Source organism: Streptomyces paromomycinus, assembly GCF_003865155.1.
In the GTDB taxonomy this organism is placed as follows: domain Bacteria; phylum Actinomycetota; class Actinomycetes; order Streptomycetales; family Streptomycetaceae; genus Streptomyces; species Streptomyces chrestomyceticus.
Genome location: NZ_BHZD01000001.1, coordinates 8,331,284 through 8,344,365, shown reverse-complemented (window position 1 = coordinate 8,344,365; position 13,082 = coordinate 8,331,284). Strand labels below are relative to the sequence as shown.

Below are 13,082 nucleotides of genomic sequence, written 5' to 3'. Positions count from 1 at the left end.
GCGCGCCCGGTGAAGGCGGGGCGGCTCCCGTAGGGACGGCACGGACCCCGTAGGGACGGCACGGGCCCCACAGCCCCGTAGGGACGGCACGCCCCCCGTAAGGCCGGCCCGCCCCCATGTCACATCCGCCGAGGCCCAGACCGTCCGTAGGGGCGAACCTGCACAGCACCCCAGGAGGCACATCATGCGGACGGACATCACCGTCATCGGCGGCGGCACGGCGGGCCTGGTGGCCGCCATCGCCTGCGCAGAAGCCGGAGCGGCCGTGACGCTCCACGAGGCGCACGGCTCACTGGGCGGGCGCGGGCGTGCCACGGCCGCGCCCTACGTCGCCCACGAGGGGCCGCACGTCTTCTACTGCGACGGCCCGCACTGGACCTGGCTCGCGGAGCGCGGGCTGACCGGTCGGCCGGTCCGCCCGTCCGCCCGCGATCTGCTGCGGGTCTCCTTCGTACGGGACGGGCGGCGCACCCTCCGGCCGCCGGCCGGGTTCCTGCGGATGATCACGGTGGGCCGGTCCCGTACCGCCCCCGTGGACGAGGACTTCCACGGCTGGGCGGCGCGGCACTTCGGTGAGGAGGCGGCGCGCGCGGCGGCCCACGCGATCGCCGTCGTGACGTACGACGCGGACACCGGGCGGCTCTCGGCGGCGTTCGTGTGGGAGCTGGTCCGCCGGGTGTTCGCGCCCGGTGTACCGACCGTGCGGTGGGTGGCCGGAGGCTGGCAGGCCGTCGTGGACCGGCTGGCGGCCCGCGCCCGGCAGCTCGGGGTGCGCATCGAGCTGAGCTCCCGGATCGCCGCGCTGCCGGACAGTCCCACCATCGTCGCCACGGAACTCCCCGCCGCCCGCGCTCTGTTGGGCGACGCCTCGCTGCGCTGGGAGAGCGGCCACTGCGTCCTGCTGGACCTCGCGGTGCCCCGCGGTGCGCGGGATCGTTTCCTCGCCTTCGACCTCGACGCGGGCGGCTTCCACGAGAGTTACTCGATGCAGGACCCGGCCATCGCGCCACCTGGCATGTCGCTGTTCCAGCTGGACATGCCGGTACGCGGCGGGGAGCGGCCGGCCGATGCGCGACAGCGGCTGGAACGTTTCGCCGAGCTGACCGTACCCGGGTGGCACGACCGCGCGGTGTGGCGCCGTAAGGGCACCGCGCGCGGCCGCACCGGCGCGCTTGACCTGCCGGGACTGACCTGGCGGGACCGTCCGGCGATCGGCCGCGGGGACGGGGTCTTCCTGGCCGGGGACATGGTCGCGGCGCCCGGGATGCGTGGCGAGATCGCGATCAACAGCGCCGTACGGGCCGCCGCGGGGGCGGTACGGGCGGCCGGGGTCACCGGCCGCGGGACGGTGGGCGCCGCCTGAGAACCCCCGGCCGTCACTCCCGCCCCAGAACGGCCATGGCGGCGTTGTGCCCCGGGATGCCGCTCACCCCGCCGCCCCGGACCGCGCCCGCGCCGCACAGCAGCACGTTGGCGTGCGCGGTCCGCACCCCCCATCGGGCGGCCGCGCTGCCCCCGGTTCCGTCCTCCGTGCCGTACGGAAAGGCCAGCTCGCGGTGGAAGATGTTGCCGCCCGGCAGGCACAGGTCGCGTTCCAGGTCGAGCGGGGTGCGGGCCTCGATGCACGGGCGGCCGTCCGCGTCGGTGGCCAGGCAGTCGGTGAGCGGTTCGGCCAGCACGGCGTCGAGCTGGGCGAGGGTCGCCGCGAGCAGGCGCTCCCGGGTGGCGTCGTGGTCGTCGGTGAAGAGGCGGGCGGGGGTGTGCAGGCCGAAGAGGGTCAGCGTCTGGTAGCCCTGGCGCACCAGGTCGGAGCCGAGGATGGAGGGGTCCGTCAGGGAGTGGCAGTACAGCTCCGAGGGCGGCGCGGCGGGGAGTTCGCCGGCGGCCGCCTGCCGGTAGGCGGTCTCCAGCTGCCGGTAGCCCTCGGCGACGTGGAAGGTCCCGGAGAAGGCCAGCCGCGGGTCGACGCCGGTGTCCCGCAGCCGGGGCAGCCGGGTGAGCAGCATGTTGACCTTGAGCTGGGCGCCCTCGGCGGGCTCCGGGGACGGTTCGCCGAGGAGCCCGGCGAGGACCTGCGGGGCGGCGTTGACCAGGACGTGCCGCGCGCCGGCCGTACCGTGCTCGCCGGTCACCTCGGCCGTGCCGCCGTCGGTGGCGATGCCGGTCACCGGGCAGTCGGTGACGATCTCCGCGCCGGCCTTGCGGGCGGCGTCGGCGAGCGCGTCGGTAAGGGCGCCCATACCGCCGATCGGCACGTCCCAGTCGCCGGTGCCGCCGCCGATGACGTGGTAGAGGAAGCAGCGGTTCGGCGCCAGCGCCGGGTCGTGGGCGTGCGCGAACGTACCGATCAGCCCGTCCGTGAGCACCACGCCCCGTACCAGGTCGTCGTCGAACACCGACTCGACCGTCTCGCCGAGCGGCCGCTCGAACAGCGCCTCCCAGGCCGCGTCGTCGCCGATCCGGGCGCGCAGCGCGGCGCGGTCCGGCAGCGGTTCGGTGAGGGTGGGGAAGACCCGTTCCGCGACCCGCCGGGTCATGCCGTAGAACCGCCGCCAGGCCGCGTACTCCCGGTCCGAGCCGGTGATCCGGGCGAACGAGTCGCGGGTCGCGGCCTCGTCGGTGCTCACGTACAGGCCGGTGGGGCGGCCGCCGCGGACCGCGGGGGTGTAGGAGGAGACCGAGCGCCGGCGGACCGCGAAGCGCAGGCCGAGGTCGTGCACGATCTTCGGCGGCAGCAGGCTGACGAGGTAGGAGTAGCGGGACAGCCGTGCGTCCACACCGCGGAAGGCACGCTCGGAGACCGCGGCGCCGCCGGTGTGGCCGAGCCGCTCCAGGACCAGCACCCGGCGCCCGGCGCGGGCGAGGTAGGCGGCGGCGACCAGGCCGTTGTGCCCGCCGCCGACGATGACCACGTCGTACGAAGTCCGTTCCGGCATGTCTCTTGGTAGCACGCGGTGATCGGTGCCGCCAGGTGCCGCCGGGTACGGAAGGCTGAATTCCGCGGCCCTCGCAGCGCGGCGCCTTGCCCGCCCTCCTCCTACGTTCCTAACGTCCGACGATGCGTTGTATCGGCCTGCTCCGTCCCCCTGTGAGGCGACCCGTGCACATTTCGTCGGCAACGCGTCCCCCGAGGCGCACCCTGACCCGCCTGAGCGCCGCCGCCCTGAGCGCGGCGGGTGTCCTGTCCGCGGCCGCCGCCCTCCCGGCGGCGGCCACCCCCACCGCTCCCGGCCCGGCCGGGCCCCCGGCCGGCGCGCGGGCCGCGGCGGCCTACCCGAACCTCACTCCCAGACCCCCGATGGGCTGGAACAACTGGTCGTACTACATGTGCGACATCGACGAGAAGGTGATCCTCGGCAACGCGCGGGCCCTGGTGAAGTCCGGACTCGCGGCCAAGGGCTACGACACGGTCACCGTCGACGACTGCTGGATGCTCAAGCAGCGCGACGCCAGAGGCAATCTCGTCCCGGACCCGGCCCGGTTCCCGCGCGGCATGGCGTACGTGGGGCGCGAACTGCACCGGATGGGCCTGAAGTTCGGCATCTACGAGGACGTCGGCAAGCTGACCTGCGAGAAGTACCCGGGCAGCTTCGGCCACTACCAGCAGGACGCCGACCTCTTCGCGAAGTGGAAGGTCGACTACCTGAAGATGGACGGGTGCAACCTGCCCACCGCCCCCGGCAGGACGAAGGAGCAGACCTACCAGGACGCCTACCGGGCGGTCAGCCGGGCCCTGCGGAAGACCGGCCGCGACATCGTCTTCTCGGTGTCGGCGCCCGCCTACTTCCAGTACGACGGCGACCGGGTCTGGCACCAGGTCATCCGCTGGTCGTCGCAGGTCGGCAATCTGTGGCGGGAGGGCCGCGACATCGCGGTGGAGAAGCACAGCGGTGCCCGGAAATGGTCGTCGATCAAGTACAACTACGCGTACAACGCCAAGCTGGCGTCCTTCCAGCGGCCGGGCCGCTGGAACGACCCCGACTTCCTGCTCGCCGGCGACTCCGGCCTGTCCACCCGGCAGATCCAGAGCCAGATGGCACTGTGGGCCATGATGGCCGCACCGCTGATCTCCAGCACGGACCTGACGAAGATCTCCCCGGCCGCGCTGCGGGTCCTCGGCAACCGGGACGTCATCGCCGTGGACCAGGACCCGAAGGGCGTGCAGGGGCGCGTGGTCCAACAGGGGCCCGGGTACGACGTGCTGTCCAAGCCGCTGCAGAACGGTGACCGGGCCGTCGCGCTCTTCAACTCGGGCGACACGCCGCGGACCCTGTCCACCACGGCGAGGACGGCCGGTCTGCCGAGGGCCGGGTCGGGCCGGTACGAGCTGCGCGACCTGGTCACCCGGCGCACCTCCCGCACCGACGGGAAGATCTCCGTACGGGTACCGGCGCACGCGACGGTGCTCTACCGGGTGCGTCCGGTGCGCTGAACGGCCGCCGGGCCGGTGCCTCAGGGCGCCGAGCGAGCCGGTGCCTCCGGGGCGCTGAGCCGATCGGTACCTCAGGGCATCGAGCCGGCCGCCGGGCCGGGACCGAAGGCGCAGCCCTCCTTCACCCCCGGCCCGGCGCGCGCCGCTGCCGCAGCGCGGCGACGCGGCGGTACAGCGCCACCGCCTCGGCGGAGCGCCCCAGCTGCTCCAGGCACTGCGCCTCGTCGCCGCGGCTCGCGAGGGCGTCGGGGTGGTCGGCGCCCAGCACCCGTTCGCGGGCCGCCGCGACCTGCCGGTAGACGGCCAGCGCGTCGGGCCAGCGGCCCAGCCACCCCAGGGCGACGGCGATCTCCCGGCGGCTGACGAGGGTGTCGGGATGGTCGGCGCCCAGCACCTGTTCGCGGAGCGCGGCCACCGAACGGGCCTCGGTCAGCGCCTCCTCCCAGCGTCCGAGGCGGCCGAGGTTGACGCCGAGGCCGTGCCGGGCGCGCAGCGTCTCGGGGTCGGCGGGCCCCTGCGCGCTCGTCCGGGCGTCGACGAGGTCGCGGTAGAGCTCCAGTGCCTCGGCGCTGCGCCCGAGACGTCCGAGGCTTATGCCGACCTCGTACCGGGCGGCGAGGGTGTCCGGGTGACCGGGCCCCAGCGCCTGCGCCCGGTCGGCGGCCACCTCCCGGTACGTCTGCAACGCCTCCGCCCAACGCCCCAACTGGCCCAGTAGGTAAGCCACTTCGTAGCGCGTCACCAGTGTGTCCGGATGCTGTACCCCCAGCACCCGGGCGCGGCCCGACGCCACGTCGCGCGCCATCCGGTAGGCGTCCTCCAGCCGGCCCAGACGGCTGAGGTTGAAGGCGAGGTTGTGCCGGCAGCGCAGCGCGTCCGGGTGCTCGGGGCCCATCGTGCGCTCCCGGGCCGCGAGGACGGACACGTACACCTGGTGCGCCTCGAAGTGCCGTCCGAGCCGGCCCAGCGCGTACGCCGTCTCCTGGCGGGCGGCCAGGGTGTCCACGTGGTCGGCGCCGAGGCTCCGTTCGCGCCCGGCGGCCACCCGCTCGTACTCGCGCAGCGCGTCGGCGGGCCGGCCGGACCGGGCGAGGGTGAAGGCCACCTCGAACCGGCTGGCGAGGGTGTCGGGGTGGTCGGGCCCGAGCGCGTGCTCCCGTTCGGCGGCGACCGCGCGGTGCACCTCCCCCGCCTCCGCCCACCGGCCGAGCCGCCCGAGACTGAGCCCGGCGTTGTGGCGGGCGGCCAGCGCGGCGAGGTGTTCGGGCGACGGCGCGGGGCGCTCGGGGACGTACGGTGCCGGGGTGTCGCGGCTGAGCGGCGGCAGACCGCTCGTCCACGAGCCGGTCAGCCCGGCGGCACCCTCGGCGCCGGACGCCCGCGGCAGACGGGAGCCCGCCTGGGACCCGCCGCGCATCCCCTGCGTCCAGGACGGCAGGCGGTACGCGGCGCGCGTCGGCGTACGCCCGTCCGGCCGCGCCGGGAGCGTCGCCTCCACCGTGGGGTACTCCGGCGGCCTGCGGGCCGAGACGAGCCGCTTCACCAGCTCCGAAGCGTCCCGGGGCCGGTCCTCCGGATCCTTCGCCAGCAGGTCCAGCACGATCCGCTCGTACGCCTCCGGCAGGTCGGGGCGCTGCCCGCGCGGCGGCTCCGGGGGCGTGTCACGGTGCCCGACGAGCACCGCCCAGGCGTCGTCGAGATCGAACGGCGGCACCCCCGTGGCCAGCTCGTACAGCACACACCCCAGCGAATACAGGTCACTGCGATGATCGACCGTTCCGGCACCGATCTGCTCGGGCGACATGTAGTGCGGCGTGCCCATCGCTATGCCGGTGCCGGTCAGCCGGGCGGTGAACCCGATGTCGTGCCCCAGCCGGGCGATGCCGAAATCGCAGATCTTCACCGTCCCGTCGGCGATCCGCACGATGTTCGCGGGCTTGAGGTCACGGTGCACGATGGACTGCTCGTGGGTGTACGCGAGGGCCGCCGCGACCTGCTCGGCGATGTCGGCGAAGTCCGGCACGGGCAGCGGGTCGTGCCGGTTGTCCTCCAGCAACTGGCTCAGGTTCCGCCCGTCGAGCAGCTCCATCACGAGGAACAGGATCCCGTCGTCCTCACCGAAGTCGTGGACGACCGTGATCCCGCGGTGCTGCAGAGCGGCCGCCACCCGCGCCTCCCGCCGGAAGCGCTCCCGCAGCACCCGCAGGAACGACGGATCGTGCTGCGGCCCGAGCGGCTTGAGGCACTTGACCGCGACCTGCCGCCCCAGCGACTCGTCCCGCGCCCGCCACACCTCGCCCATCCCGCCGCGCCCGATCAGGTCGAGCAACCGGTAACGCCCCTGGACCAGCCTGCTCTCCACCATCGCCGCCCGCGCCCCCGTCCCACCGCGTCCGCCGCGATCCCCCTCGGTGCCCCTGGGTGCCCCGCCCGTTCAGTATGGCGGCGCGGGGGCGCGGGGTGTAGGGCGCTGGGGAGGCACCGGGCGAAAGCCGCCCGCCCCACCTGCCACGACGGACGTGGTCGGCGATGCGCGTGTGGCCGCAGCGGCAGCGCTCACACGCGCATCACCTGGCGCCGGCGCGCTACGGCATGGTCCGCCAAGCCCGCGCCAGCACCCGTTCCAAGCGCCGCCTGCCGCCGTCGTCGTCGAACACCTGGAGAGCGTCCAGGCATGTGAGCAGCGGCCCTGCCCGTTCCGGTTCGATGTCGGCCACTGCGAGAGCAGTCAGGTGGTCCTCGTACTCGCTCCACTCGGTCCCGAACTCTGCGAGGAGCACCCCGTACGCGTGGCACAGGCCTTCGTCGTCCGGCAGACCGACGGCTTCCACGAACCGTTCGGCGCCTTCGGCGCTGTTCAACCACTCGTCGACAAGCCTCAACGCGCGGTCCTGATCACGGCAACGCTCGTGTTCTTCCGCTGCGCGGTCGAGCAGCAGTGGCCAGCCTCCGGTAGCGGCGGCCAGCATTTCGAGACGCTGCTCCGTTTCGAACAGGCTGTGGTCCTGCGCCCAGTCCCGCACGCCGTGGGCGTCCAGGCGCTTGAGCACGACCAATTCGCTGTGGCCAACCAGACTCGTCCCGGAGCTCGTGAAAAGCTCGTACCAGAAGTCGAGTTGGGTGGTATCGGACACCAGAGCGACGGTGCGGGTGCCGTTGTCATGCAGCAGGTCCCGCGCCTCCGTGAGGGACTCGAGACATCGGTTCACTTTCACCGGCTTGGCCCGCAGATCACTGACCACCAGCCGGTGCTCGTCCCGCACCGCTTCCTGCAACTCTTTGCGGTAGCCATGCGCGCTACACGTGACGACGGGTGACCAGCGAGGCGCCTGGAGGGTGGTGAGGTACAGCGTGTCGGCAACATTGCCGACGCCTACTGCCTCGGAGCCCAGCACGACACGCACGAGGTTGCGGCTGCCGTCGCCGCGCACATAGTCGATCTGGTTGACAGTGAGCGGGGCGGAGCGGTCGCCATTGAGAATCCGTGGGCGGCGTTCCAGTACGACGGTGTCCTGAAGACGGCAGTCTTCCTCGGCACGCAGCAGCCGTGACTCGATCTCATCGGCAGTGCCGATCATTCGCAGAGCGTTGGGGCCCCGCAGGTGCCAGCCGGCGCCGTCATGGTTGGGAGCGAGGATACCCAGGCCGACCATCTCCTCCAGGTACGCCCGGAAGCTCACGCTGTCCAGACGGTGGAAGCCCGCACGCCACCACGTCTCGCACTCCTCGCGCAGCTCCCGGTCACTGAGCCGGGTCTGCAGTCCCCTTTCGCGGGCGTGGCGGGCAAGCACGTCGGCCACGACGCGATAGCAGTCGTCCAGGTCGAGCGTGGCCTGGAACGCCTTGGTGATTTCCGCACGCAGGTCGGGGTCCTGCTCGACCATCGAGATGTCGTCACCGTCGATCTGGTAGGGCGGCTGGTTCCGCTCCCTCAGCCGCTTGTCCTGCATCGCACGCACCAGCCGGTGGCCGAATATCTGGAGCAGGAAAGGCTGGTACGAGCAGAAGCCGAGGACCCGGTTGACCAGGTCGGTGTCGGCGAACTCATAGCCGAGCGCCCGCATCGGATACAGCAACAAGTCAGCAGCGAACTGTGGCTTGAGCGGGCCGACCACGGTGGGATTCTGCGCCATCTGGTTGAACGGCGTGTTCTGCACGTGCCGGGTAAAGCGGTGAACCGAGTGCAGGCCCGCGAAGACGACCTTCGCCCGGTTCCGGGTCGCGTCGGAGAGCTCTGCCAGTGCCCGCAGCAGGCGGGTCTCGCTGCACTGCCGTACGGCGTCGGCCTCGAAGAATCCGTCGCACTCGTCCAGCAGGACCAGCAATCGTCGTTCGGGGTCTTCGCGCAGCCAGCACTCGATACCGTCCTGGACCCGACGCCACGGCGCCACCCGAGTGTCCTTGCCCTTCGGTTCGGCGAGGATTCCCTCTCCGACGAGCCGGCGCTCCAGCTCCGGCCAGACCGCTTCGGCTCCGGTGGATGTGGCACGGCTCATGCTCAGCGGGTCCAGATTGACGTAGAGCTTGCGGTACACCCCCGGACGCTGCTTCTCGAACCGCTCACCGGCGTCAGCGAGCAGTGCAGACTTGCCGAGCCCGCGACCGCCGTAGAGCACCTGCGTACCGTCGGGGTCCAGGATGCTTTTGCGCTCGGTGTCACGTCCGTAGAACATCTCCCAGCCGATACGGCCCCGCTTCTCCTTGATGTACGGGTTGACGGAAGAGAACGGCAACAAAATCTCGGTCGCCGCGTCGACACCTCTGCGCCCGTGCGCGGCGAGATACGCGAGTGCGGCGTCGTCGACAACCAGCAGCGGGCGGGCGCCCTGCGCGGCCAAGGCCAGGTCGGCGCGGACTCTGGCGCTCATGGTGCCGAAGTGCACCACCAACAGGCTGGACTGGTCCGGGTCGAGCTCGACAAGGTCCATCAGCCGCCGGGCCGAAGGCTGCCCCCACACCAGCAGCAAGCGCAGTTTGCGTCCGTTGTCGGCGATGTGCGAACCGAAGGCGGGCGCCCAGGCACGGCCGGTCACCGTGGTCTCGTACAGCTCGGCGAACCCGTAGTCGCGGCCGCGCTGCATCTTGTCGAGGCGACGGGCCCGTGCCTGGTAACCGAGCAGGGCTACGGCAGGGCTGAGGTCCTCACGCGGATTGATGTCGTGGCGTTGCCGGGTAGTGGCCAGCTTGGTCCAGCGTTGCAGGGCGTCCGTGGTGCGCTCCGCCTCTTCTGCGGAGAGCCCGGAGTAATCCAGGACTGCGCAGTCGGGGTGCCGGCCACGAGCGCGGACGGACTCGATCACCTCGGACGTCAGACCGTCCGAGAGCGCTGCGGGGACCTCCGGGAAGAACTCCTCGAAACGGGACTCCTGAAGCCGCATCTCGGGCATCTTCTCGTCGAGTTCGAGGAAATAGACCAGTTCGGCAGCGGTTCCCAGATTGCCGTACTCCAGAGCACGCTCGACCTGTTCGCGCTCCTCGGCGCTGGCACCGGGCAGGGTGTCGAGCCGTTTACGCAACTCCTGCGTGGCCTGGTTCCGGTACTGCGGGACGAGGTCGTCGACAAGGTCGAGGTTGCGCCGGATGTCGGCCAGTTCACGCGGCTGCCCCGACTCGGTGCACTCGGCCGCGTCGGCGAGGAGCTCTCGCAGGTGAATGCCTTGTTCCGGCGTGACGGCGTCCTCGGCCTCCGCCCGCCCGACTTCGGCGGTCAGCTCCGCCCGGCGTTCACTGAGTTGCCGCTTGCGCAGCTCTTCCTTCGCCAGCAGCTGATCGAGGCGGCTCTCGTCCAGTTCGAAGCTGTCGCCACCGGGCAGGACGCCCCGGGTGTGCAGGTGGGCGATGGTACGGACCGCCGAAAAGTGGTCATGTCCGATCTGACGGGCGAGCGCCCGCTCCCAGTCCGCGTCGACGGCCTGCAACAGGTCTTCCAAACGGAGTACGCCGTCGTGCGGCGCACCGACCTTCAGGAGTTCTACGTCGAGGATGCACCGGGGATCCTCAGTCACGGCAGACCGCGGAGCTTGTGCTTCTTCGCGCAACTCAGCCAAGAGCGCACTGAGTTCACCACGTGCAGTGAAGGCAGCCGCGGCGGCAAGCGGATCGGACTGCCGCTCCTCGGCCGCCAGCTCGTCGAGAGCGGCGTCACCGAGTGCGAGCAGTCGCGTGCGCAGCACAGAAACCGTCTCCACGGCCCAGCCCTGCTCGGCCGAGCGGGCCGTCACCGCCTCACGGCGGGCCAGCTGCCAGATGCGCACGCTCTCGCGGACCCGCTCGGCAAACTGCCGTACGTCGTTCCGCCCGGCGCCCTGCAGCGGCGCGCGGGAGCCGCGCAGCTTGGCGTCGAGGCGGTCGATCGCTGCTTCGATGTCCGAACGCCGTCCGATCTCCTGCAGCAGAGCCGTGGCCCGGTCGTCGGCGTCGGCAGCTCCCTCCGTGATGGCGTGCAGTGCAGGGCCGAGCACGCCGCCGCGCTCCAGCCAGCGCTCCACCAGCTTGGTCGCTCTGTAGTAGCGGATGTGCGGGGCTCTGAGCAGATCCCGGCAGGCGTCGGTCGCTTCCCGCAGCCGCTGTTCGGCACCCGGTGCACCAGTGAGAACAACGCTGAGGGGCGCGAGAACCAAGGCGCCTTCGAGTGTGCGCTGGGCGACGGCCCCGGCCATCTGCCCCATCGCGTCAGGCAACCGCGCAGGCAGTTCCTTGAGCGCTGCACCCACGATGTGCTCCCCCGTGACAAGCGCCGCCCTGAGCAGTGCCGGCAGCACCAGCAGGTGCGCCGCGCCCTCTCCGGCGAAGTCCGCATCGGAGTCGAAAAGCGTCTCGACGACCGCCGAGCAGGCCCGGTCGCCCCGCAGCCGCAGGGCCGTCGCGAGGCCCGCCAGGCTCAGGGCACGTTCCTCGGTGGCGGGCCGCTCAGCCGCGCGGGAAAGGTGGGCTGCCAGCCCGTACCTACGCTCGCGGACGAGCTGTGCCAGGACGGCGTCGAGGTTGAGCACGGCAGCAGGTACCGCGGTGCCGGACATGGAGAGAGACGGCACAGCGGTGGCCGCACGGGTCCTGTGCCCGGGCCGCTGCTGCGGCGCGACAGCACGGAGCTGAGCAGTCGGATCCGGCTCCACCGCCAGTCGCGGCGCCGACTCGGCCACCGAGGAGGTCTGCTCCGTCAGCCCGCTGGTGGGAGAGGCGGCGGAACGCGGTGCCACGTTCTCCAGCTCTGTCGACCGTTTCCCGTCGGGCGCCCCGGTAGTGGTCTGTTCAAGCGGGGCCCCGCCCTTATGGTCCGGTGTCGCGGCCTCGCCCCCGGCCTCACGGGCCGCTTCTTCCGGTATGGCAGGTCCGCTCTCCTCGGCCGCGGTGGTCACCGGCTGCGGTCCGGTACCGGCTTGTGTGCTCTCTCGGAGCTGTGTTCCGTCCGTCGGTGCCCTGTCGGGCAGCTGCACCTGGTCCGCAAAGAGCAGAAGCATGGAGTACTGGGGCGCAGCCTGAGCAACCTGCCGCTGGGCGGCGAGCAAGTCCGTGGTGGCGTCTGGCTGTGCACCGAGCAGCACCACGTGCACCAGTTGCTCCAGGGTGCCGGCCTCATCGCGGTGCGCGGCACTCCACGTCTGCTCGGCCAGCAGGGCGCTCGCCCGAGATCGGGCTTCGGCGAGCGGCTTGGCGATCGAACTGTCAGAAGCGCAGGTGGCGGCTGCCAACTGGGTCAGTGAGGTGCGGGCGGTGGCATCCCTGGTGCGCTCGGCGCGCAGCGCCTCCAGTGCGGCCGCGAGGTCGGCAAGGCGCAGGAGGGCCTCGTCGCCCACAGCGGGCAGCCCACGGCGGGCAGCGTGGAACGCCGGAGCCACGGCATTGAGGGTGGCAAGATCCGTGTCGGTGGGCGGTCGCCCGTCATTGAGGGCACGGTGGATCCGTTCCGCAGCTACACGTCCGGCAGCCACCGCTGCTTCTGCTTGAGCGTAGAGCGCGGCGGGGTCTGAGGACGCCACCTGAGCGGGTCCGACCAGCTCCCGGTCAGGTCGCTCGACAGGCGAGCCCTCGGTCGTGGGCGCTTGGCGACCGTGCGGGTCCTGCCGCAGGCCCTCTGCTTCCTCGATGACGGCCTCGGCGTTCCCGCACGCCGCCTCCAGCGCGGTGGGGTCGGCGACCTCGGCGGACCAGGGCTGCCGGGCCACCCACAGCAGCAGGTGGGCTCCTTCGACAGAAGCTGACATGCGGCAGAAGACCGTGAGCCGCAGCAGTGCCGCGCTCCAGCGCAAAGGGCGGACCGGTACGGCTTCCCGGCCCTCCGCGGTGATTCCGCTGTCCACCAGGTCCCCGTAGACCCGCTCCGTCAGGTGTTGGGTCAGGTGTGTCCGACCGCTCTCGTCCTGGAGTTGGCGGGCTCGTACGAGGACCTGCTCGCTGAGCGTTTTGCCGACCCGACGCGGGGCGATCTTGCGGATGCGGACCGATTGCAAGATGTACTGCTTGCCCTTGGGCGTGAGCGCGTTGAGCGCCACCTCCACATCATCGGCGGAGAGCTGTTCCAGGGCGTCACATACGGAATGCTCCAGTGTGTTCAGCGCGTCCGCGAAACTCTTCAGCCGTTGGCGTAACGGCCGGGGGGTTACGTGCAGCGACTCTGTCACGTCGTGGTAGTGCGGTGCCATCGGGCGGT

5 protein-coding genes are annotated in these 13,082 nt (G+C 71.8%); 2 read left to right on the top strand and 3 right to left on the bottom strand.

The window, feature by feature from the left end; all coding sequences use genetic code 11:
- Positions 1 to 184: 184 nt before the first annotated feature.
- Positions 185 to 1,363 (top strand): FAD-dependent oxidoreductase, encoded by a 1,179-nt coding sequence (locus tag OEIGOIKO_RS35975; protein WP_125057548.1) that lies wholly within the window; start codon positions 185 to 187, stop codon positions 1,361 to 1,363.
- 13 nt (positions 1,364 to 1,376) lie between these two features.
- Here OEIGOIKO_RS35975 and OEIGOIKO_RS35970 read toward each other — a convergent pair whose 3' ends face one another.
- Positions 1,377 to 2,936 carry a phytoene desaturase family protein gene (locus OEIGOIKO_RS35970; RefSeq protein WP_125057547.1) on the bottom strand — a complete coding sequence of 520 codons (1,560 nt, stop codon included), beginning with the start codon at positions 2,934 to 2,936 and terminating at the stop codon, positions 1,377 to 1,379.
- A gap of 164 nt (positions 2,937 to 3,100) precedes the next feature.
- Here OEIGOIKO_RS35970 and OEIGOIKO_RS35965 point away from each other — a divergent pair, with 164 nt between their 5' ends.
- A complete protein-coding gene (locus OEIGOIKO_RS35965) occupies positions 3,101 to 4,432 on the top strand; it encodes a glycoside hydrolase family 27 protein (protein WP_125057546.1) in 1,332 nt (443 codons plus the stop codon).
- A gap of 121 nt (positions 4,433 to 4,553) precedes the next feature.
- Here OEIGOIKO_RS35965 and OEIGOIKO_RS35960 read toward each other — a convergent pair whose 3' ends face one another.
- Positions 4,554 to 6,797: a serine/threonine-protein kinase gene (locus OEIGOIKO_RS35960; RefSeq protein WP_125057545.1), complete on the bottom strand. Its 2,244-nt coding sequence runs from the start codon at positions 6,795 to 6,797 to the stop codon at positions 4,554 to 4,556.
- Positions 6,798 to 7,017: 220 nt separating this feature from the next.
- Complete coding sequence (locus tag OEIGOIKO_RS35955; protein ID WP_125057544.1) at positions 7,018 to 13,074, bottom strand: hypothetical protein; 6,057 nt, start codon at positions 13,072 to 13,074, stop codon at positions 7,018 to 7,020.
- Between the last annotated feature and the right edge of the window lie 8 nt (positions 13,075 to 13,082).

What these genes read in the sequence shown, in the direction of transcription:
- OEIGOIKO_RS35970 (WP_125057547.1), bottom strand. Translation starts at nt 2,936, where the DNA reads ATGCCGGAACGGACTTCGTACGACGTGGTCATCGTCGGCGGCGGGCAC.
- OEIGOIKO_RS35955 (WP_125057544.1), bottom strand. Translation starts at nt 13,074, where the DNA reads ATGGCACCGCACTACCACGACGTGACAGAGTCGCTGCACGTAACCCCC.
- OEIGOIKO_RS35975 (WP_125057548.1), top strand. Translation starts at nt 185, where the DNA reads ATGCGGACGGACATCACCGTCATCGGCGGCGGCACGGCGGGCCTGGTG.
- OEIGOIKO_RS35960 (WP_125057545.1), bottom strand. Translation starts at nt 6,797, where the DNA reads ATGGTGGAGAGCAGGCTGGTCCAGGGGCGTTACCGGTTGCTCGACCTG.